21 protein-coding genes are annotated in these 20,835 nt (G+C 72.6%); 10 read left to right on the top strand and 11 right to left on the bottom strand.

The features are described from left to right. Positions 1–758 precede the first annotated feature (758 nt). From ACLBYB_RS20045 to metB, 3 genes are all read left to right on the top strand, one after another. A complete protein-coding gene (locus ACLBYB_RS20045) occupies positions 759–1,859 on the top strand; it encodes a catalase family peroxidase (RefSeq protein WP_447699775.1) in 1,101 nt (366 codons plus the stop codon). Then, positions 1,856–2,419 (top strand): cytochrome b, encoded by a 564-nt coding sequence (locus ACLBYB_RS20040; protein WP_447699774.1) that lies wholly within the window; start codon positions 1,856–1,858, stop codon positions 2,417–2,419. Before ACLBYB_RS20045 ends, ACLBYB_RS20040 begins: the two co-directional genes overlap by 4 nt. 98 nt (positions 2,420–2,517) lie before the next feature. Beyond that, positions 2,518–3,678, top strand: a complete 1,161-nt coding sequence (gene metB, locus ACLBYB_RS20035; RefSeq protein ID WP_447699773.1) for a cystathionine gamma-synthase — start codon at positions 2,518–2,520, stop codon at positions 3,676–3,678. 9 nt (positions 3,679–3,687) lie between these two features. Here the strand turns inward: metB and ACLBYB_RS20030 are convergent, their stop codons facing one another. After that, positions 3,688–4,443: a hypothetical protein gene (locus tag ACLBYB_RS20030; protein ID WP_447699772.1), complete on the bottom strand. Its 756-nt coding sequence runs from the start codon at positions 4,441–4,443 to the stop codon at positions 3,688–3,690. Positions 4,444–4,593: 150 nt separating this feature from the next. Next, entirely contained in the window at positions 4,594–6,723 is a 2,130-nt protein-coding gene (locus ACLBYB_RS20025; protein WP_447699771.1) for a TonB-dependent receptor, read from the bottom strand. Positions 6,724–7,235: 512 nt separating this feature from the next. On the opposite strand from ACLBYB_RS20025, the gene ACLBYB_RS20020 reads away from it, so the two are divergent. From ACLBYB_RS20020 to ACLBYB_RS20010, 3 genes are all read left to right on the top strand, one after another. Further along, positions 7,236–8,216 carry a hydroxyacid dehydrogenase gene (locus ACLBYB_RS20020; RefSeq protein WP_447699770.1) on the top strand — a complete coding sequence of 327 codons (981 nt, stop codon included), beginning with the start codon at positions 7,236–7,238 and terminating at the stop codon, positions 8,214–8,216. 369 nt (positions 8,217–8,585) lie between these two features. Continuing rightward, complete coding sequence (locus ACLBYB_RS20015; protein ID WP_091979049.1) at positions 8,586–10,931, top strand: Orn/Lys/Arg family decarboxylase; 2,346 nt, start codon at positions 8,586–8,588, stop codon at positions 10,929–10,931. Further along, the gene (locus tag ACLBYB_RS20010; protein ID WP_020093947.1) at positions 10,931–11,509 is read left to right on the top strand and encodes a GNAT family N-acetyltransferase; all 579 of its coding nucleotides are present in this window, start codon (positions 10,931–10,933) and stop codon (positions 11,507–11,509) included. Before ACLBYB_RS20015 ends, ACLBYB_RS20010 begins: the two co-directional genes overlap by 1 nt. Positions 11,510–11,673: 164 nt before the next feature. On the opposite strand, the gene ACLBYB_RS20005 is transcribed toward ACLBYB_RS20010, so the two are convergent. The 3 genes from ACLBYB_RS20005 to ACLBYB_RS19995 are packed head-to-tail and all read right to left on the bottom strand — an operon-like array spanning position 11,674 to position 13,485. Next, on the bottom strand, positions 11,674–12,246 hold the full coding sequence (locus ACLBYB_RS20005) for a YceI family protein (protein WP_447699769.1): 573 nt from the start codon (positions 12,244–12,246) through the stop codon (positions 11,674–11,676). Beyond that, positions 12,243–12,848 (bottom strand): cytochrome b, encoded by a 606-nt coding sequence (locus ACLBYB_RS20000; RefSeq protein WP_447699768.1) that lies wholly within the window; start codon positions 12,846–12,848, stop codon positions 12,243–12,245. The genes ACLBYB_RS20005 and ACLBYB_RS20000 overlap by 4 nt, the downstream gene beginning before the upstream one ends. Positions 12,849–12,864: 16 nt before the next feature. Continuing rightward, complete coding sequence (locus tag ACLBYB_RS19995; RefSeq protein ID WP_447699767.1) at positions 12,865–13,485, bottom strand: YceI family protein; 621 nt, start codon at positions 13,483–13,485, stop codon at positions 12,865–12,867. Between the two features lie 101 nt (positions 13,486–13,586). Between ACLBYB_RS19995 and ACLBYB_RS19990 the strand changes: the two genes are divergently transcribed. Further along, positions 13,587–14,543, top strand: coding sequence for a LysR family transcriptional regulator (locus ACLBYB_RS19990; protein ID WP_447699766.1), 957 nt, complete (start codon positions 13,587–13,589; stop codon positions 14,541–14,543). A 177-nt stretch (positions 14,544–14,720) separates the two neighbouring features. After that, complete coding sequence (locus tag ACLBYB_RS19985) at positions 14,721–15,083, top strand: hypothetical protein (RefSeq protein WP_042670121.1); 363 nt, start codon at positions 14,721–14,723, stop codon at positions 15,081–15,083. Positions 15,084–15,098: 15 nt separating this feature from the next. On the opposite strand, the gene ACLBYB_RS19980 is transcribed toward ACLBYB_RS19985, so the two are convergent. From ACLBYB_RS19980 to ACLBYB_RS19970, 3 genes are all read right to left on the bottom strand, one after another. Next, a complete protein-coding gene (locus tag ACLBYB_RS19980) occupies positions 15,099–15,530 on the bottom strand; it encodes a hypothetical protein (protein ID WP_447699765.1) in 432 nt (143 codons plus the stop codon). A 473-nt stretch (positions 15,531–16,003) separates the two neighbouring features. Further along, a complete protein-coding gene (locus tag ACLBYB_RS19975) occupies positions 16,004–16,210 on the bottom strand; it encodes a hypothetical protein (protein ID WP_042670101.1) in 207 nt (68 codons plus the stop codon). A gap of 98 nt (positions 16,211–16,308) precedes the next feature. Further along, positions 16,309–17,094 carry a spermidine synthase gene (locus tag ACLBYB_RS19970; protein WP_026605050.1) on the bottom strand — a complete coding sequence of 262 codons (786 nt, stop codon included), beginning with the start codon at positions 17,092–17,094 and terminating at the stop codon, positions 16,309–16,311. Positions 17,095–17,246: 152 nt separating this feature from the next. Between ACLBYB_RS19970 and ACLBYB_RS19965 the strand changes: the two genes are divergently transcribed. Next, complete coding sequence (locus ACLBYB_RS19965; protein WP_020093955.1) at positions 17,247–17,498, top strand: hypothetical protein; 252 nt, start codon at positions 17,247–17,249, stop codon at positions 17,496–17,498. Positions 17,499–17,550: 52 nt separating this feature from the next. Here ACLBYB_RS19965 and ACLBYB_RS19960 read toward each other — a convergent pair whose 3' ends face one another. The 3 genes from ACLBYB_RS19960 to ACLBYB_RS19950 form a co-directional block, all read right to left on the bottom strand. Continuing rightward, a complete protein-coding gene (locus ACLBYB_RS19960; RefSeq protein ID WP_042670097.1) occupies positions 17,551–18,006 on the bottom strand; it encodes an SRPBCC domain-containing protein in 456 nt (151 codons plus the stop codon). Positions 18,007–18,134: 128 nt separating this feature from the next. Next, positions 18,135–18,428 (bottom strand): hypothetical protein, encoded by a 294-nt coding sequence (locus tag ACLBYB_RS19955; RefSeq protein ID WP_020093957.1) that lies wholly within the window; start codon positions 18,426–18,428, stop codon positions 18,135–18,137. A gap of 42 nt (positions 18,429–18,470) precedes the next feature. Then, positions 18,471–19,757 carry a Zn-dependent hydrolase gene (locus tag ACLBYB_RS19950; RefSeq protein WP_447699764.1) on the bottom strand — a complete coding sequence of 429 codons (1,287 nt, stop codon included), beginning with the start codon at positions 19,755–19,757 and terminating at the stop codon, positions 18,471–18,473. Between the two features lie 471 nt (positions 19,758–20,228). Between ACLBYB_RS19950 and ACLBYB_RS19945 the strand changes: the two genes are divergently transcribed. Continuing rightward, positions 20,229–20,819 (top strand): PAS domain-containing protein, encoded by a 591-nt coding sequence (locus ACLBYB_RS19945; protein WP_056533759.1) that lies wholly within the window; start codon positions 20,229–20,231, stop codon positions 20,817–20,819. Positions 20,820–20,835: the final 16 nt, after the last annotated feature.

Genomic DNA, 20,835 nt, shown 5'->3' with positions numbered 1-20,835 from the left:
CACCCGTCGGTGAGCTCAGAAAGAAGAACAACAGATCGGCACAAGTCTACTCACGCCAGGTCCTAAGACCCAGCCGCAAGGACAAACGCCGCCCGCGTCTCCCTTCCTCATTCCAACTTGTCAAAGATCAGTAATCACTCTCGTAATTACCGGTTAAGAAGAAGTCAAGTAGCTCGGCTTTCGCCAGATTTACTTTTCTAAATCTCGGTAAGTCCGTCCAACCCGCCCCGTTTTTCTTCCGGACCGCGTCGGGAGGCGCCGTATAAGCTGCTCCGGACTTTCCTGTCAACCACCCTTTTCCCCGGCGACGGAACCGAACCGGCCGAACCGGATCTCGGTGCCTCCGTCGACAGAGCGCGACGCGGAACGGCCCGGAGGCCCTTCGGTGCGGCGCTGGACGATGGACGCTCCCTCACACACCCGGTCCGGGTCGAGCCTGCGCTCGCGCCCGACAGCGTCGCGATCCCGAAAGATCGGTGCTGGCTGGTAATGCTGAGGAAGTTCCGGCGGACGGCGTGCCGTCGTGACCGATGAGGCGGATCTAAGGACCCGAACCGCCTTGCGCAAGGGGCCGAGCGCGGGGCGGCCCCGACCGGGACGCACGGCTCACGGATCGCGGTCGGCCGGCCCGCTCGCCGGCCCGCACCCCCACCGGTCGACGCGGGCGCTCCCCCGGCGCTGCGCGGGACCCGCACCGGCTGAAACCATCGCGGCGGGCGCGCGAAGAGGCGTGATCGCGGTTGATCCTGAGGGACTCGATGACGCTGCTGCACGATCTCACGGGTGCGTCCCCCGGCATGACCGGGACCGCCCTGCTCCTGCGCCTGTCCGCCATCGGCGCGGCCCTGGCCGGGACCGCCGGCACCTTCGCGTATGCCGGCGGCTGGCTCTCGCCCGGCCAGCTCACGCCGGCCCGGATCATCGACCGGTTCGAGCAGGTGAACGGGCCGCATCCCGGCTTCCGACGCAACCACGCCAAGGGGATGTGCGTGGCGGGCCGCTTCACGGGCAGCGGCGCGGGCGCGCGCCTCTCGAAGGCGGGCGTGTTCGCGGCGGGACACGTGACGCCGGTCGAGGGGCGGGTGGCGCTGGCCGGCGGCCAGCCCTACGCGGCCGACGCCGCCGCCACCGTGCGCAGCCTCGCCCTGCGCTTCCGGCTGCCGGACGGCGAAGATTGGCGCACCGGCATGAACAACATCCCGGTCTTTCCGGTGCGCACACCCGAGGCCTTCTACGCGCAGCTCCTCGCGGCCAATCCCGATCCGGCCACCGGCAAGCCGGATCCGGAGCGCCTGAAGGCCTTCTTCGCGGACCATCCGGAGAGCGCGAAGGCCGCCGCGCTGATCAAGGCGCGGACCGTGACCGCGGGCTTCGCCGACAGCACCTACTGGAGCCTGAACGCCTTCCGGTTCGTCGCCGCGGACGGCGCCGCCCGGCCGGTGCGCTGGGCCATGGTCCCCGACCCGGCGCCGGCGGCCGAGGCCGCACCGGGCGGCGCGAACGCCCTGTTCGACGCGCTCGCCGCGCAGCTGGCCCAGGGCCCCCGGCACTGGCACCTGATCGTCACGCTCGGCCAGGCCGGCGACCCGACCGCCGACGCGACGCGGCCCTGGCCGGCCGACCGCGAGACGGTGGATGTCGGGACCCTGACCCTCACGGCGGCGACGCCGGAGGCCGCCGCCACCTGCCGCGACATCAACTTCGATCCGCTGGTGCTGCCGGACGGCATCGCGCCGAGCGACGACCCGCTGCTGAGCGCCCGGTCGGCGGCCTACGCCCAGTCCGTCACCCGCCGCGCCGGCGAGGCCAAGACGCAGAGCGCCGTCACCGGCACCGCGATCCACGGAGCCGCCCTGTGACCGAGCCCGACCGCTTCGACCGGCCCGCGCGCCTGCTCCACTGGACCATGGCGGCGCTGATCCTGGCCATGCTGCTGATCGGCGTCGCCATGGTGACCTCCCTCGCCGATTACGGCACCCTCGTCGCCCTGCACCGGCCGCTCGGGATCCTGATCCTGGTCCTCGCCGGGTTCCGACTCGCCTATCGCTGGCGCCACGCGCCGCCGCCGCTGCCGACGGATCTTCCGGGCTGGCAGAAGCGCGCGGCCCACGCCTCGCACATCCTGCTCTACGGCCTCATGCTGGCCATGCCGCTCGTCGGCTGGGCGATGCTATCGGCGGCGCGCTACCCCGTCATCCTCGCCGGCCCGGTGGTCCTGCCGCCGATCCTGCCGCAGGACCCGATGCTGTACGCGGCCCTGCGCCGGCTCCACACCGCGCTGGCCTACGGGCTGTTCGCCCTGATCCTCGCGCATCTGGCGGCGGCGCTGCTGCACGCGCTGATACGCCGGGACGAGGTCTTCGCCAGCATGGCGCCCTGGCGGTCGACACCGGCCAGGACCACCGAGCCGCCGAAATGACCCTCTCGTTCTCTTGAAAGTCTGATCCGTTCTCCATAAAGAACGCTCGCCCGCCCCGGTCGGACGGGGCGGGCGATCTCTGCGTGGAGGACGAGGCGATGTCAGAGGGATTAGCGGCGCGTACCGTCGCGGCGGCCAACGGCGTGGCCCAGGACGCGGCCTTCGGTGCGGTGATCGCGCCGATCCACCTGTCGACGACCTTCAAGTTCCCGGCCTTCGAGCAGCCCGGCCCCTACGATTACTCGCGCCTGGGCAACCCGACCCGGGACGCGCTGGCCGACACGATCGCCAAGCTCGAGGGCGGCGCCCGCGCCGTCCTGGTGGCGAGCGGCATGGCGGCCCTCGACCTCGCCCTGTCGAGCCTGCGGCCCGGCGATCTCCTGGTCGCGCCGCACGATTGCTACGGCGGAACGCACCGCCTGCTCAGCTTCCGCGCGGAGCGGGGCCATTACCGCGTCGCCTTCGTCGACCAGACCGATCCGGACGCGCTGGCGGCGGCCCTGGCCCAGGGGCCGAAGGTCGTGCTGATCGAGACCCCGAGCAACCCGCTGATGCGCGTGGTCGATGTCCGGCGGATCACCGCGGACGCGAAGGCGGCCGGCGCGCTGGCGGTGGTGGACAACACCTTCCTGTCGCCCGCCCTGCAGCAGCCGATCGCCCTCGGGGCGGATCTCGTCGTCCACTCCACCACCAAGTTCCTGAACGGCCATTCCGACGTGATCGGCGGGGCCGTGATCGCCGCCGACAAGGCGATGGGCGAGGACCTCGCCGCCTGGGCGAACACGATCGGCGTCACCGGCTCGCCCCTCGACGCCTACCTGACGCTTCGGGGCCTGCGCACCCTGTTCGTCCGTGTGGAGCAGCAGCAGCGCAACGCCGCGGCCCTGGCGGCCTTCCTCGACGCCCATCCGGCGGTGGCGCGGGTCCACTATCCGGGCCTGCCGACGCATCCGGGGCACGCCCTGGCCAAGGCCCAGCAGGCGGGCTTCGGGGCGATGCTGAGCTTCGAGCTGGCCGGCGGCCGCGACGCGGTGAGGACCTTCGTGGAGGCCCTGCGGGTCTTCACGCTGGCCGAGTCGCTCGGCGGCGTCGAGAGCCTGATCGCCCATCCGCCGACCATGACGCACGCGGCGATGGACCCGGAGGCGCGCGCCATCGCGGGCATCACCGACGGGCTGCTGCGCCTGTCGGTCGGCCTGGAGGCGGAGGCCGACCTGCTGGCCGACCTGTCGCGGGCTCTCCAGGCCCTGGACGGCTGACCAGGCCGGTCACTCCTCCTCGACCACGCTGAACCCGGACTCGTCCTCGACCACCCGGAAACGGGCGCGCTGCACGGTCCGGGAGCGCTCGGCCGCCTCGTCGCGGCACTTGTCGAGATGGGCGGCGCGGTTGACCACCTGCAGGTTCGGCGCGCCCCAGTAGCCGAGGAGCTCCGGCCATGGCGCGTCGCGGTGCTCGCGCCAGACCCGGTAGAGCGGCAGCAGGTGGTCGACCTCGGCGGTCTTCAGCAGGCGCTTGCCGGTGGTGGTGCAGCGGTGGCGCTGGCGGAGCTTCAGCGCCCGGACCTGGACGTGGGGCGCGATCCAGAACTTCCAGGCCGCGACACAGGCCGCGTGCCAGCCGGCATTGGTGTTGGGCGCGCCGCGCGCCCAGAGATCCCGGTGCCAGCCGAACCGGTAGACCGGCTGGCCGCAGATGCAGCAGGCGCCCCGCCCGCGGGCGAAGGCCGGATCGCGGAACGGCGCGGGCGGCGTGCGGAAGCTCCCGGCCCGCCCCTCGGCCCCGATCTGCCACGCCCAGCCCTCGGGCGTGCCGGAGCGGGCCGCCAGCGCCCGGGCGAGCCGGTCGGCCCGGAGGATGTGGTTGCGCCAGTAGCTCTCGACGGCGAGCCGCGGCGTCGGCGGGATCAGGGGCCGCGCGAGGGCGTGCTGCAGGACCGGCGCCGGGAAGATGGCCGGCAGGGCCTTCTCTAGCCGCGCCCGGGCCTGCACGTTGCGGAGGGTGCGCCAGCTCGATGTGGTCATGGTGGACCGGTGGTAACCCGGCCGTCGCCGCGCCGCGACGGCGCCGCTGCAACAGCTTGCCGGTCCCGCGCGGCCGCCCCTCAGGGTTAAGAAAATGTTTCCCGTGAAACATCGCGCCGTCCGACGGATCCGGCGCCGCGCCGGCCCGGCTCAGAGATCCACCGCCATCGACAGCAGGTAGGTGCGCGGCGCGCCCTGGAAGAAGGTGCCGAACGAGGCGACCCCGGTCCAGTACCGCGCATCGGTCACGTTGAGGATGCTGGCCCGGAAGGTCGTCGGCCGCTCGGCGACGCGGGTCGTGTAGCGCAGGCCGAGGTCGAGGCGCGCCCAGTCCGGCAGGGCCTGGGTGTTCGCGAGGTCGACGAACTGCCGCCCGGTATAGATGACCGCGCCGTTGAGCGTCAGGCCGGGCAAGCCCGGCAGGTCCCACTCGGCCCCCAGGCTCGCCTGGACCTCCGGCACGCCGATCGGCCGGTTCCCGCGATTGGCGGCGAGCGCCGTCCTGACGAGGCGTCCGTCGAGCAGGGTCACGCCGCCGACCACCCGCACCTGCGGGGTGATCTCGCCGAACAGGCTCAGCTCGAGCCCGCCGACGCGCTGCTCGGCGGTCGCCGCGAAGCGCCCCTGCGGGCCGAGCTCGCCCGCGGGCTTCGTGATCCGAAAGGCGCCGAGCGTGGCGCCGAACCGGCCGAGATCGAGCTTCACGCCCGCCTCGACCTGTCGGGCCACGTAGGGCTCCAGGATCGTGCCGGAATTGGTCGCCACCGCCGGGGCCACGTCGCCGCGGCTCAGGCCCTCGATGTAGTTGCCGTAGAGCGAGACCGAGTCCCAGGGCCGCACCACGAGGCCGACCATCGGGGTCGTGGCGCTCTTGTCGTAGGACGAGGCCAGCGTGCCGACATTCGACACGTAGTTGTGCGCCTCCACGCGCTGACGGCGCACGCCCAGGGTCAGCAGGACGCGCTCGTCGAGGGCCGACAGCGTGTCGGCCACCGCGATCCCCGACAGGGTGCTGTCGGACAGGCGGGGTCGGCCGACGCCGTAGATCGGCGCGATGTACGGGACGAGGGCCGGCGCGTAGAGGTTCGACAGGTAGGCGCCACGGCCGGGCGAGAACCGCCGTGCCGTCGCCTCGTCGTACACGGAGCCCTGCACCGTCAGGGCGTGCCGGATGAAGCCGGTCTCGAACCGGGCCCGGACGCCGCCGTCGTAGGTGAGCCGGTCGACGCCCAGCGCGTAGAATTGCGGCGTGCTGGTCGTGTCGCCGCGGCCGTTGAGGATCGTCGGCGCCGACTGGAAGTAGCGCTCCACGCCGGTCTGCCCGCCGCCGACATCCGCGAACAGCGTGACCTGATCGGTCAGGTCGTACTCGGTGCGCAGCAGGCCGCCGCGATCGTCGACGTTTGAGTATTCCCAGGGCTGGGTCAGGTTCAAGCGGCCGTCGGGCGCCCGCGGCACGGGCACGCCGGCCCGCAGGAGGAACGGGCGCAGCGGCGCGTTGAAGCGGTCGGTCTGCGCCAGCAGGTAGAGCCACGCGCGGAACCGGTCACCCTGGTAGTCGAGGGCCAGGGCCCCGACGCCGGTCGTCTCGGTCTGGCGGTCGAAGGGCGTGGCGCCGCCGTGCAGGCTGCCGACGACGCGGGCGCCCCATTCCCGCCCAGGCCCCCAGCGGCGGGCGACGTCGACCTGGCTGCCGCCCCAGGCGGACGAGCCGTAATCCAGCGTGACGCGAGTGAGGTCCGCGCCGGCGCGCTTGGGGACGATGTTGACCACGCCGCCGACCGCGCCGTTCGGCGACACCCCCGTGAGGGCGGCGGACGGCCCCTTCAGGACCTCGATGCGCTCCACGTAATCGGTGAAGATGCGGAAGCTCGGGGCGACGCCGTAGAGCCCGTCGAAGGCGACCTCGCCGCTGGTGTTCTCGTTGGACGGGAAGCCCCGGATGGAGAAGGAGTCGAACGGCGCCCCCGTGGTCTGGGTGGCGCGCACCGACGGGTCGAGGACCAGGGTCTCGGACACCGTCCGCGCCTGGCGGTCCCGAATGAGCGTGTCGGTGTAGCTGGCGATGCTGAAGGGCGCCTTCTGGGTCTCGGTATCACCCAGAAGGCCGAGGCGCCCGCCCCGCGCCACCTGACCACCGGCATAGGCCGGGACTGGGCCGCGCGGCGCGGCCGCGCCCTCGACCGAGAGCTCGTCGAGCTGGACGTCCCGGCCGGCCCCGGCCTCCTCCGCGCGGGCGGCGTGCAGCCCGGACCCGACGAAGCCCAGCAGGACGGCCATCGGGAGAATCGGCCGGGCCGCGCGCCGCCGGCGCCGGTTTCGCGTGGAAACAGGTACTGAGAAGTCGTGGGACCGCATTGTCGTGACGAAGGCTCCGAATCACGGAGCAAGGCAGCAAATATCTCTACATGTGTCAAAAATGAATTTGGAGTAATTACAATTCTATTTGACGAAGGTAGGACGGATCTGCGGGATCGCTATTGGGAACGCTCTAAATTGACTTTACACGCCGAACGATATCTTTGTCAGTGCCTCGACCATCATCGCACGGTCGAGCCGGCGCTTTCGCGAAAGGCCGGACCGGATTTCGGCCGAGGCGCGCGGCCGGGATCGTCGGGCCGGGCGGGGGCGCGGGGCTCGACCCGGCCGCGATCGGGTGTGGATCGTGCGCGTCCGATCGGGTCGCCGCGGCGGAGACCGGGGCGCCCGGTTGCCAGGGTTGCCCACCCCGCCTAGACGGGCCCGGCGCGAAACGTGCCTGTCACCCCTCCTCTAGTGCAGAGGTTTTCCCTGTGATCACCGGTCCGTGCCTCATCGTCCAGCCGATCCACACGGCGGGCCTCGACCGGTTGCGCGCGGCCGGCCTGGAGCCGCGCCCGGCGAGCGGGACCGATCCCGAGACGCTGGCGCGCGAGGTCGCCGACTGCGTCGCCGTCATCACCCGCAACACCGGCTTCCCGGCCCGCGCCATCGCGGCGGCGCCGGCCCTGCGGGTGATCGGGGTGCACGGCACCGGCACCGACCACGTCGCCACGGCCGAGGCGACCGGGGCCGGGATCGTGGTGGTGAACACGCCCGGCGCCAACGCCGTCTCGGTGGCCGAGCAGACGCTGGCGCTGATCTTCGCCCTGGCCAAGGCTCTGCCGGAGGCCGACCGCTCGGTCCGGGCCGGCGACGACAGCTTCAAGTTCACCGCCCGGCTGATCGAGCTCGCCGGCCTGACGCTGGGCCTCGTCGGCTTCGGGGCGATCGGGCAGGCGACCGCCCGGCTCGGCGCCGCCCTGGGCCTGCGGGTGCTGGCCTACGGCCCGAGCCGCCCGGACGCGGACTTCGCCAACGCCGGCGCCCTGCGGGCCGCCTCGGTCGACGCGCTCCTGGCGGAATCCGACATCGTCTCCCTGCACGTGCCGCTGACCCCGGGCACACGCGGCCTGATCGGCCGGGACCAGCTCGCCCGGATGAAGCGGGAGGCCTTCCTGATCAACACCAGCCGCGGCGGCCTGATCGACGAGGCGGCCCTGGTGGAGGCGCTGGAGGCGGGCACGATCGCGGGCGCCGGGCTCGACGTCTTCGCCCAGGAACCGCTGCCGGTCGACCACCCGCTGGCCCGCCAGCCCCGGGCGATCCTGACGCCCCATGTTGGCGGCTCCACCGGGGCGGCCCTGATCCGCACCGCCGAGACCGCCGCGACCCGCGTGGTCGACGTCCTCGCCGGCCGGCGGCCGGGCGGGCTGGTCAACCCGGCCGTCTGGGAGCGGCGCCGCGGGGTGTGAGGCCGATCGCGCGTTGCCCGCGGCGGGCCTCCAGTCCCGCCCCGCACCCTGAGGTGTGAGACCGTGTCAGGTCGATCGCGCCGGGCCTTCGTCGTTGCGCGCGCAGCGAAGCGATCCGGTGTCGCGCCACGCTGACCGAGGTCGCGCTGCCCTGGGTCGCTTCGCTGCGCGCGCGATGACCGAGCGGGCCGGATCGACCGGAGCGTTCGACCGGAGATCGTGAGCGTGGGACGCCGCGATCCCGCGTCCCCGACCGCTCGAATCACGCCCGTTCGTCCGGACCGCGACGGCCCGCCGCGCGCCGTGTCATGCAATCGTCGCAGACGGGCCGGAAAGCCACCCGCTGCATCCGAGGCCAGAGAGGGCTCCATGGACTTCCACCGTCGCTTCACGGTCCTGATGTGCGCCCCGGCCTTCGACCCGGACGATCTCGAGGGCGCGCGCGTCAACCAGATCGTGGCGGCCGTGGAGCAGCGCGGCTTCGAGGTGGTGCGCGCCCGGCGCGTCGAGGACGCGGCCATCGCGGTCCAGACCGACGCGGCGGTCGGCTGCCTCGTGGTCGACTGGGGCAAGCGCGGCCTCGATGGCAAGGCCGCCGCCCTCATCGACATGATGCGCCGGCGCGGCCTGGAGATGCCGATCGTCATCATGGTCCGCCGCAAGCGGCTGGAGGACATCCCGGTCGAGCTCCTCGACTTCATCGACGGCTACATCTTCCTCGCCGAGGAGACGCCGGAATTCATCGCCCGCGGCCTCGTCAGCCGGGTCACGCAGTACGCCGAGACCCTCAAGACCCCGTTCTTCGGCGCGCTCGTCGACTACGCCGAGAAGGGCAACCAGCTCTGGACCTGCCCGGGCCACAACGGCGGCATCTTCTACAACCGGTCGCCGATCGGCCGGATCTTCGTGGAGCACCTCGGCGAGGCGATCTTCCGCGACGACCTCGACAACTCGGTCCTCGACCTCGGCGACCTCCTGACCCACGAGGGCCCGGCGCTCAAGGCCCAGAAGGAGGCCGCCAAGATCTTCGGGGCGGAGAAGACCTACTTCGTCCTCAACGGCACCTCGGCCTCCAACAAGATCGTCCTGTCCTCCCTGGTGGCCGAGGACGACCTCGTCCTGTTCGACCGCAACAACCACAAGGCGGCCCACCACGGCGCCCTGTTCCTGGGCGGCGGCATCCCGATCTTCCTGGAGACGGACCGCAATGCCTACGGCCTGATCGGGCCGATCTTCCACGAAGCTCTCGACGAGACCCGGATCCGGGAGAAGATCCGCCGCAACCCGCTGGTGACCGACCCGGAGGCGTGGCGCCGGGAGCGGCCGTTCCGCGTCGCGGTGATCGAGCAGTGCACCTACGACGGCACGATCTACGACGCCCAGGAGATCCTGGAGAAGATCGGCCACCTCTGCGACTACATCCTGTTCGACGAGGCCTGGGCGGGCTTCATGAAGTTCCACCCGCTCTACGCAAGGCGCTTCGCCATGGGGCTGACCGGCCTCGACGAGACCTCGCCGGGCATCGTCGCCACGCAATCGACCCACAAGCAGCTCGCGAGCTTCTCCCAGGCCTCGCAGATCCACACCCGGGACGGCCATATCCGCGGCCAGACCCGGCGGGTCGAGCACAAGCGGCTCAACGAGAGCTTCCTCGTTCACGCCTCGACCTCGCCCTTCTACCCGCTCTTCGCCTCCCTCGACGTCGGCGCCCAGATGATGAAGGGCCGCTCCGGGATGATCCTGTGGGACGACACGATCCGGCTCGGGATCGAGTGGCGCAAGAAGGTCCGGGCGATCCGGCGCGAGTTCGAGGAGAACGAGCGCGATCCCGCGCGGCGCTGGTTCTTCGACCCCTTCGTGCCGGACGTGACGGTGAACGCCGACGGCGCCGAGGTGCCGTGGGAGAGCGTGCCGACGGACGAACTCGCCGCGACGCCGCGCCACTGGGAGCTGAAGCCGGGCGCGCGCTGGCACGGCTTCACCCACGTGGCGCCGGGCTACGCCATCACCGACCCGAACAAGCTCACCGTGCTGACCCCCGGCTTCGACCGGCACACGGGGGCCTATGCCCAGCACGGCGTGCCGGCGCCGATCGTGGCCCAGTACCTGCGTGAGAACCGGATCGTCGCCGAGAAGAACGACCTGAACTCGCTGCTCTTCCTGCTGACCCCGGGGGTGGAATCCTCCAAGGCCGGCACGCTGATCTCGGGCCTCGTCGCCTTCAAGCGGCTCCACGACGACAACGTCCCGCTGGAGGAGGCCATGCCGGAATTCGTCAACCGCCGGCCGAACCGCTACCGGGGCGTGCGCCTGCGCGACCTCTGCGGCGAGTTCCACGCGTTCCACCGGGAGGCCGGCACCTCGACGCTGCAGCGGCGGCAATTCGCCCCCGAGCACCTGCCCGAGATGGTGATGCCGCCCAAGCGGGCCGCCCAGCTGCTGACGCGCAACAAGGTCGACTACGTGCCGATCGCCGAGGCCGAGGGGCGGATCGCCACCACGCTGATGCTGGTCTACCCCCCGGGCATCGGCACGGTGCTGCCCGGTGAGCGCCTGGACGACCGGGCCAAGCCCATGCTCGACTATTTCAAGATGTTCGAGGCGTCCGCCAACCTGTTCCCGGGCTTCGAGGCCGAGATCCAGGGCGTCTACCGCGAGGTCGACCCGGACGGGCGGATCCGCTTCCACACCTACGTGGCGCGGGAGGGCGCCTGATGGAGATCGAGGCCGAGACGCCCGGCCTGCTCCCGGCCCGGTCCTGCCCCGACATCGTCATCCGCGCCTCCTCGGACGCCGATGTCGAGGCGATGGTGGCGATCTACGAGCACCATATCGGCAAGGGCGTGACCGATGTCAGCGTCGCCGAGGAGGACCGGCTGCTCCCCGACGACCTAAAGCGGCGGCGCAAGACCATGCGCAAGAAGCGCCTGCCGCACCTCGTGGCCGACCGGGACGGCGCGGTGGCGGGCTACGCCTACGCGGTGCCGTTCCGGAAGCGGCCGGCCTACCGCTACACCCTCAAGCACTCGATCTACGTGCATCCCGACCACCTGCACGCGGGGATCGGCCGGCGGCTGCTGCCGGCCCTGATCGAGGCTTGCGCGGCGGGCGGCTACCGCCAGATGATCGGCTACATCGACGCCGAGAACGCGGCCTCCCTGCGGCTCCACGAGGCCTGCGGGTTCGAGCGGGTCGGCTACCTGCGGGCGGTGGGGTTCAAGTACGGCCACTGGTCGGACAGCGTCATGGTCCAGCGCGCGCTGGGAACCGGGTCGGAGGACAGGCCGGGGTAGCGGGCCGGGACCGGGCGGCCTCCGACGCCCGGCCGCCGTCATCGCGAGCGAAGCGAAGCGATCCAGTCGCGCCACACTTACGGAGGGCGCGCTGCCCTGGGTCGCTTCGCTGCGCTCGCGATGACGGAGCGCGCGACGTCCGAAGGATCCGACCCGAGCCAACCTCAGTGGCCGGCCGCCGGGTTCGGCGTGGCGACGAGGTCGACCTCGACGCCGACCTCGAGCGCCACCCACTGGCCCGAGGCCCAGGCTCCCTGCCCGACGCCGAACTCGGTGCGGACCAGACCGACGCGCCCCGCGGCGTGCGCGGCGCCGCCCTCGAGGGTCAGGTGGAACGGCAGCGTCACGGGCCGGCTCGTGCCGCGGATCGTCAGTGTGCCGACGGCCGCGTAGTCGCCCTGCCCCTTGTCGACGAAGCGGGTCGCCTCGAAGCGCGCCTCGCTTCCCGCCTTGACGTCGAACCAGTCCTTCTGCGGCAGGGCCTCGTCGCGCTGGACGTCCCCGGTCCGCGCGCTGGCGAGGTCGACCAGCACGAGCGCGTGCCCCGCCTCGGGCTTGGCGGGGTCGAAATCGATGTCGGCCTTGAACCGCTCGAACCGCCCGGTGAACGGGACGCCGACCTGCACGCCGGAGAACCGGATCGCGCTCCTGGCCGGATCCACCGCCCAATCGGCGGCGGCGGCCGGCAGGGTGACGGCCTGGAGAACCGCCAGCAGGCAGAGGTGACGCGCGTTCATCGGGTCGGCTCCACATTGGGGGCGGGTGACAGCCGGCGCCCCGGCAGCATGCGGCGCAGCACGTCGTCGCGCAGGAGGAGGTGGTGGCGCAGGGCCGCCGCCACGTGGACGGCGAGCAGAGCCGCCAGGAACCACGCCCCCAGGGCGTGGACCCGCTTCAGGACGGCCTCGGCGACGGCGGGGTCGGGAACAAGGGCCGCCAGCGGCAGGTGCGGCCAGGGCACGATCCCGTACAGCACCGTCGGGATGTTGAACGGCGACAGCGAGACCACGGCCCAGCCGGTCAGGGGCAGCCCGACGAGCAGCAGGTACAGCAGGTGGTGGGCGGCCGCGGCCGCCCGGCGCTCCCGCGCCGGCATCCCGGCCGGGTGCGGCGGCGGCCGGTGGGTCAGGCGCCAGAGGACCCGCAGGGCCGTCAGCGCCAGCACGGTGATCCCGACGGACTTGTGCCACTGGTAGAGCTGGAACTGACGCAGCGGCGCCAGGGCCGCGTGCGTCATGGTCAGGCCGAGGCCGATCAGGACGAGCACGCCCAGCGCGCTCGCCCAGTGCAGCAGGATCGCCACGGCGGAGTACCGCCGCGCGGAGACCCCGTTCGCCATGGCGGATTCTCCCAGGTCAGTCCTGCTTCTCGAAGGCGCCCGCGATGGTGAGGTGCAGTTCGTCGCCGATCAGCGGCACGTAGGTCTTCACCCCGAACTCGGAGCGCTTGAGCGTGCCGGTGGCCTCGAAGCCGACCGTGTATTTCTTGCTCAGCGGGTTCACGCCGGCGCCGACCAGGGTGACGTCGAGCGTCACCGGCTTGGTCACGCCGTGGAGCGTCAGGTCGCCCGTCACCTTCGCGTGGTCCTTGCCGGCCGGCGCGACCTTGGTCGAGACGAAGGTCATGTCGGGGAACTTGGCGGCGTCGAGCCACTGGTCGCCCTTGAGCTCGTCGGTGAGCTTGGCGCTGGTGGTCGTCACCGAGGCGACCGGGATCTTCACCGAGAGCTTGGCGGCGGCCGGGTTCTTCGGCTGCAGCTCCAGCGTGCCGGACACGTCCGAGAAGCCGCCCGCGTAGTTCGAGAAGCCCATGTGGGAGACGCGCCAGCCGACCTGGGTGTGGCCGGGATCGACCGCGTAGGTGCCGGCCTGGATCTGCGCCGGATCCCGGGTCGGCGGGGTCTGGGCCAGCGCCGAGGTGGCGACCGGGGCGGCGACCAGTAGGGCCAGAAGGCCGGAGGCGAGAATCGACTTCAAGGGTGTCTCCTGCAGAGCAGACGGACGAGCGCGATTCGCTGCGCCGCGGCAGCCGTGTAGACCCGTTCACGGTACCGGTTGAGCCTGCTATCCGGAACCCCATGGTTGCGAGAACGGAAACCTTCCGGGGCGGGCTCGACGATGTGCGGGCCTTCTGCGCCGTCGTGGATCTCGGCACGGTGACGGCCGCCGCAGCGACTCTGCAGGAGACCAAGGGCAGCGTCAGCCGGCGGATCTCCCGCCTGGAGCAGGCGCTGGGCGTCCGGCTGATGGCGCGAACCTCCCGGGCGGTCTCGCCGACCGCCGAGGGCCTCGCCTTCTACGCCAAGGCCCAGGAGAGCCTGACGCTCCTCGACGACGCGGCCGAGACCGCCCGGGACGCCCGCACGGTGCCGGCGGGGCACCTGCGGATCACGACCTCGATCGATTTCGGGATCGAGGTGATGCCCGAGATCGTCGCGAGCTTCCGGGCCGCCTACCCGCAGATCACCGTGGAGATGCTCAACACCGACGCGCGGCTCGACCTCGCGGCCAACCGGATCGACCTCGCCCTGCGGCTGGGCGGCGCGGAGGAGACCGGCTACCGCGCGATGGTCCTCGCGACCCTGGCTCTGGCCCTCTACGCGGCCCCCGCCTACCTGGAGCGCCGCCCGGCCCCGGCGGACCTCGCCGATCTGCGCGACCACGACCTGATCCTCGCCCGGGAACGGATCGGCACGGCCGGGCTGACCCTTTCCGACGGCCGGGGCCGCACGGAGCCGCTGTCCCTGAGCCCGGCGATCCGGGTCAGCGACTTCGCGACCGCGCTCCGTCTCACCCTCGCGGGCGCCGGGATCGGCCACCTCCCGAGCCTCGTGGCCGCCCGGGCCGTGGAGGCCGGGCAGATCGTGCGCGTGCTGAGCCCCTGGGCGACCCGCAGCAGCACCTTGCGCGCCGTCACCCTGGCCGGGCGCGAGCTGCCGGCCCGCGTCCAGGTCTTCCGCGAGCACGTCCGGACCGTCCTGGCCTCGCGTGGATGCCCCCGCGACAGCGCGGGATCAGAAGGCGAATACAGATAAATAGATTTATTTATCTGTATATGCGCTCTACATCGGCCCAACTCGATAAATTTTTACCGGATATCGTAGCGCCCGGTTGAGAGGCTGCGCGCATGCTGCGACGCGGCGGCAAGCTCGGCCGCACGGCCCGGGGCCCCGAGGGTCCGGCCCGCAGCGCGTCACGTCTGGATCTCGGTCATGTCCCTCCGCAGCCGGTGCCTGCGCGCCCTCGTGTTCGCCGGGATCCTGGCGCTGATCGGGACGACCATCGGTCTCGGGACGGCCCGGGCCTCGCTGCCGGCCACGACCCGGATCGTGCTGCAGAAGGCGGGCCGGTACATGCCGACCGACCTGTACCTGCGCCGCGGCGACACCATCGCCCTGCGCAACGGCGACGCGCGCCTGACCCACCACGCCTTCATCGAGGCGGACCGGTTCTCGTTCGACGCCGGCACTCAGGAACCCGGCACCGAGACCCGATTGACCCTGGCCGAGCCGGGCGATTTCGTCATCCAGTGCGGCATTCATCCGAAGATGAAGCTCACCCTCCACGTCGAGTAGGGGTCCGGGAGCCCCTCAGCCGTCGCGGCCGAGTCCGAGACCGCGGATGATGTCGCCGATGGGATCGATCTTCTGCGACGGGGCGGCCGCCGGCGCGGGCTGCGGCGCCGCGGCGGTGACGGTCGGCCGGTCGGATTCGGCGGTGCGGACGAGGGCGGCGTGGCGGAGGCGGGCCGCCCGGTGGACGCCGCGCTCCGTCCCCTTCGCGCGGTGCGCCGCGGTCCTGCGCGGCGGCCCGGCCGGGCGTGCCATCTCGGCGGGGAGCGGGGCGGCCGGCATCGCGGTGTCCGGGACCGCCGCCGCGACCCGCGGCGCCGGGACGGCCGCCAGGGCGCCCGTGGTCTCCGGCGCTGTGAGCTTGGCCGGCGGGTCGACCCAGGCGCTCCGCGTGACCGGTGCGGCGGCCGGCTTCGAGACCGGCGCGGCGTCCGTCACGGTAGGACGCACGGGACGCGTCTGCACCTCGTAATTGCCCGGATGCAGAATATGCGCAGCCGCCACCAGCCCGAATACGGCAACGGCAGTGGTCCCGAGTGTGGAGCGATAGTGTTCCATGGCGGAAAAACGTACCGCCAAGCTCCGGGTTCCGCGCGGTCGAGACGTCGGGGCGCGGTCCGCGCGGCGGGTCGGCCGGCGGAAAGAAAAAAGGCCACTCCCGAAGGAGCGGCCCGAAGTCTAGGGAGGAAACGCCCAAGAAGGGCAGCGGGATCGCGACGCCATCGCCATCCCGCAGTGCAAAGATAGGATACCGCATTGCGGCATGCAACGGATCGGGCGCCGCGGAGGCATGCATATGTACCCGGGTCCGACTGCACACCCATGCGAGCTACGCATGGCGCCACGCCGGCCCACGAGCGGGCCGGGATCTAGGGACGCGATGCCCTTCGGGCGGACCTGAAACCGGGTCCCGCGCGGCGGGTCTAGGCGCCGCCGGACCGGCCGTCCTGGCCGATCAGGCGCTCGACCTCGGCTTCCGCGACGGCGCGCGCCGCGTGCTCGGAGGTGTGCGGGCGGTACGACCCCCGGACCAGCTTGCCGCGGTCGCGGATTGCCCAGGTGAAGTGACCGGGATCATGCCGGCTCGGCCTGACCTCGACCGTGTAGAGATGCCCGCCCGTCGCACCCATGCCGGGAATGTGCGGAGGCGTCCGGCGCCGGGACAGGGGGTGCGACCGTGCGCGGCAGCCCCGTCCTCCGGACCGCCGCAGCCCGCGCTGAAGCCGCCCTAGCGTCCCGGCCGGCGCCGGCCCTGGGCCGGTCCGCGCGGTCTCGGGCCGCCCGCCGCCCGGTCGTCGCCCGGCCTCCCGTCGCTCTGACCCGGGCCCTCGACCCGCCCCTCGGTCCGGGTCCCGAGCCAGACCACGTGCTTCGGGCCGCTGCCCCGGCCGCTCGCATGGACGCGCTGCTCGTCGACCGCGAAGCCGGAGCGCTGCAGGCGGCTCTTGAACTTCCGGTCCGGGGCGCCCGACCAGACGCCCAGGATGCCGCCCGGCCGCAGGGCCCAGCGGGCGCGCTTCAGCCCCCAATTGTCGTAGAGCCGGTCGTTCGCCTTGCGCATCAGCCCCTCCGGGCCGTTGTCGACGTCGAGCAGGATCGCGTCGTAGCGCTCCGGTCCGGCCTGGATCAGGCGGTTGACGTCGGCCTCCTGCAGGTCGACCCGCGGATCGTCCAGGCAGCCGGCGAAGACGTGGGCGAGCGGCCCCCGGGCCCAGGCCACCACGGCGGGCACCAGCTCGGCGACCACCACCTGCGCCTGCGGTCCGAGGCCCTCGAGCGCCGCCCGCAGGGTGAAGCCCATGCCGAGGCCGCCGATCAGGACCCGGGCGCGGGGCCTGTCCTGGAGCCGCGCGCAGGTCATCGCCGCGAGCGCCACCTCCGAGCCGCTGCGCCGGTTGTTCATCAGCTCGATCGTGTCGGCCATGATGGCGAACTCGTCGCCGCGCCGCATCAGGCGCAGGTCGGTGCCGCCGCCGGGCACGGATCCGGTATCGAGATGAACCCAGGGTATCACGCGCGCGTCCTCGTTTGCCGGCGCCCTGTCGTGCGGGCGGTGGAGGGATCGCGGCGAGAGCGGCGCGGCGCGCGGGCCCGGCCGTGCGCGCCGCGCACCCCCGCCCGGCACCGCGCCTTGCCGCGACCGATTCCGGCGGCGTATCAGCACCTATGGCCAAGCGCATCAAGTCGAGACCGCAGGAGCGGGGCTCCGTTCTGTTCGATATCGTCTTCGCGGACGGGTCCCGGGCCTCGAACCGGCGCGTGCCGGCCGAGATCCTCGGCGGCCTCGACGGCGACGAGCCCGCCCGGCAGCTCATCGCCGAGCAGGAGGAGGAGATCGCCCGCAAGGCCGGGCGGCCGGGGCGCGCGATCGAGAGCCTGACCCGCTCGCCGATCGTCAAGCCGAAGCCGGTCGCCTGACCGCGTCGGCCCGGAGCGGCCCGGAGCGGTCCGGAACGGCCGAGACCGGCCGTCAGGCGCTCTCGGCCAGCCGGCGCGCGACCTCCTCGCGCAGGGCCTCGTTCATCGCGGCGAACCGGGCCTGCATGCGCGTCCGCAGCCACGGGAACAGGCCGGGGGCGAGCAGGCCCGCGACGGTCTCGGCCTGGACGAGGCGGACGCCGTCGGCGGTCTCGGTGATCCGGATCTCGTGCTCGCCGATGAGCAGGGGCGGCGTCGGGATGCCGCCGCGCCACGTGAGCCGGCGGCCGGGCTCCCAGCAGGTCACCGTCACCTGGCGCGCCCGGTAGGCGCGGCCGTTCAGGGTCCGCTCCAGGCGCCAGCGCGCGCCCTCGCGCAGGCGGCCCTCCGCCTTGCGGATGTACGGGTTCCAGGCCGGGTAGGAATCGAGGTCCGTCAGCACGGACCAGACCAGTCCGGCCCGCGCGGGGATCGCGATCTCCGTGCTGCTGATCCGAGCGCCCGTCATCCGTCCCTCCCGGCGATCCGGCGACCGTTCGCGCCGGCCGCTCCCGCTCTCCGAGAACGCGCACCGCCCGCTCCGCGGTCCAGACCGCGGCGCAGACCGCGGTTCAGCCGGCGAATCCAGCGCGCGGCTCAGACCGCGCCCTCGACCACCTCCAGCGCCCGCAGGATGGCGAAGCCGATCCGCTCGGCCTCGGCCTCCGCGTCGGCGGGGAGCAGCGCCACGGTCTCGACCCCCGGCTCGTCCTCGGGCCCGACCACGATGCGGATGACGTCGCCCTCGACCGCCGACGGGTCGTGGATCAGGCCGACCCGGTGGCCGGCCCCCGTGCCGAAGACGCGCAGGGGCGCCTGGGCCGGATCGGGCTCCGGCGCCGGGTTGCGGGGGACGCCGAAGGCGGGGCGGATGACGTTGTCGTCGGACATGCGGGAACCCGGTCTCCGTTCGTGCGCGGCCGGCGGCGCGGCTCATTCCGGCCCGGTCCGGGGGCCGGCGAGGCCCGCCGTCGCCAGCACGGCGTCGGCCAGAACCTCCAGGCCGGCCCCGGCCCAGGCCGGCGTGATGCTCTCGGCCTCGTTGTGGCTGATCCCGCCGTGGCAGGGGCAGAACACCAGGGCCGCCGGCACCGCGCGGGCGCAGTAGACGGCGTCGTGGTAGATCGCGGTCGGCATCCGCGTCCAGGCATGGCCCCGCGCCTCGGCCGCCGCCTGCACGCGGTCCACCAGGACCGGGTCGAACGGAGTCGGGGGCGCGCGCCAGAACTCCGCGACCTGGACGGTGACGCCGCGCTCCGCCGCCAGGGCGTCGGCCCGGGCCCGGATTTGCGCGCCCATCGCCTCCAGCTGCGCGGTGTCGCCGTGGCGGGTGTCGAGGCTGAACCAGACCCGGCCGGGCGTGATGTTGCGGCTCGCCGGCTCCGCCCGCAGCACGCCGACGGTGGCGCGGCCGCGCTCCCCGCCGGCGCCGACCGCCGCCTCCGCGATGCCCTCGAGCGACGCGATCAGCGCCGCCGCGGCCATCATCGCGTCGCGCCGGCCCGCCATGGGGCTGCCGGCATGGGCCTCCTCGCCCAGCACGGTGATCTCGTACCAGATCTGGGCGAGGGCCCGGTCGACCACCCCGACGGTGAGCCCGGCCTCCTCCAAGCGCTTGCCCTGCTCGATGTGAAGCTCGAAATAGGCGCCGATCTCCCGCAGGGCGGCCGGGTCCGCCGTCCCCTGCCAGCCGATGCGCTGCAGCTCGTCGCCGAAGGCGTGGCCCGCGAGGTCCCGGGTCGCCAGGATGTCGGCCTCCGGGACGATGCCCATGGCGACGCCGCTGCCGCTCATCGGCGGCGCGAAGCGCGCGCCCTCCTCGTTGCACCAGTTGATCAGCAGGAGCGGGGCCTCGGTCTCGATCCCGGCCTCCTGCAGGGCGCGCATGATCTCCAGCCCGGCGAGGACGCCCAGCGGCCCGTCGAACTTGCCCCCGGTGGGCTGGGTGTCGAGGTGGCTGCCGACGGCGACCGGCTTCCGGCCCGGATCGCGCCCGGGCCGGTGGAAGACCATGGTGCCGACCCGGTCCACGGTGAGCGTCAGCCCCGCCGCCTCGCCCCAGCGCTGGAACAGGGCGCGCCCCTCGGCGTCGCGGTCGGTCAGCGCCTGCCGGTCGTTGCCGCCGTTGGGCAGCGCGCCGATCCGGGCGAGCTCCATCAGGCTGTCCCAGAGCCGCTCCCGCGAGAGCGGGAGGTTGGTGCGGTTCACCGTGCGGTCCATGGCGTCTCTGCTGCTGGCCTCCCGGCGGGATTCCTACCGGAAGGTGCAGGTTACGGCGCAGCGGCAACCCGCACCAGGGCGGGCCCGGCGCGAGCCACGGGCTTCGCGGGCCGGCGGCGCCCGATGGCACCCGATGGCGCCCGACGGTGGAGCGATCCACGGGCCGAAGTGCGGATTCCCGCCGGATCGCGGCGTCTACCGATCATTTGTGATCGAACTGTCCACGCGGCGGCGCTGTGAATCCGGTCTTTGCGCCGCGCCGGAGCGGCCCTGCATTATCGAGAACGGGATTGTCCGGAACCGAAGTCTTGATCATCCGCAATGCAACCCGGTGGCGGGGGGCCGCGACGCCGTGTCAAAAGCCGTTCGCGCAGCCGATACTGGACTTCGGGCTCGCGGACAGCATGTGTTGCGGATCAGTCTGTCCGCCATCGTACAATCGTCGATTGTAGCCAGTTCGGAGGGGATTCCATGGTGCTGGCTTCCACGACAGCCTCGGCCCTGCAGGCCGCCGGATTCATCGGGATCTGGGACACGGACGTCCGGGCCGGCCGGTCGATGCTGGATTCGGGCGCGGCCTCGCTGATGGCGGGGGATCCGGGGCTCGCCGGGACGCCGCTGCCGCTGGACGCGGCCCTCGGCCGGATCCACCCGGCCGACCGGGACTGGGTGTTCGGCCGGATCCGCCACGTCCGCCAGACCGGCGGCCCGGTCTCCCTCGAGTTCCGCGTCGTGACCGGGGCGGGCGAGATCCGCTGGATCCTCAACCGCGGCTGCCTGACGCCCGATTCGGACGGCCTGCTGCGCGGGCGCGGCGCCTACATCGACGTCACGGACCTCCACCGGCACGGGATCCAGTCCGGGGCCATGAACGGAGCCGTGAACAGCCCTATGAACGGCGTCACGCACGGCACCACCGACGGGGCGGACCTGAACGCCGCGGCCGACCACGGCATCCAGATCCACGCGGCGCTGGAGCGCCACGGCGACCCCTATCTCCGCTCGGTCTCGGGGATGCTGCTCCACGGGATCGGCCGCGCGCTGGCGCGGCGCGACCCCTGAAGCGCCCCCCGGGAAG

The organism is Methylobacterium sp. D54C, assembly GCF_053345595.1.
This window is presented reverse-complemented; position numbering and strand designations above follow the sequence as displayed.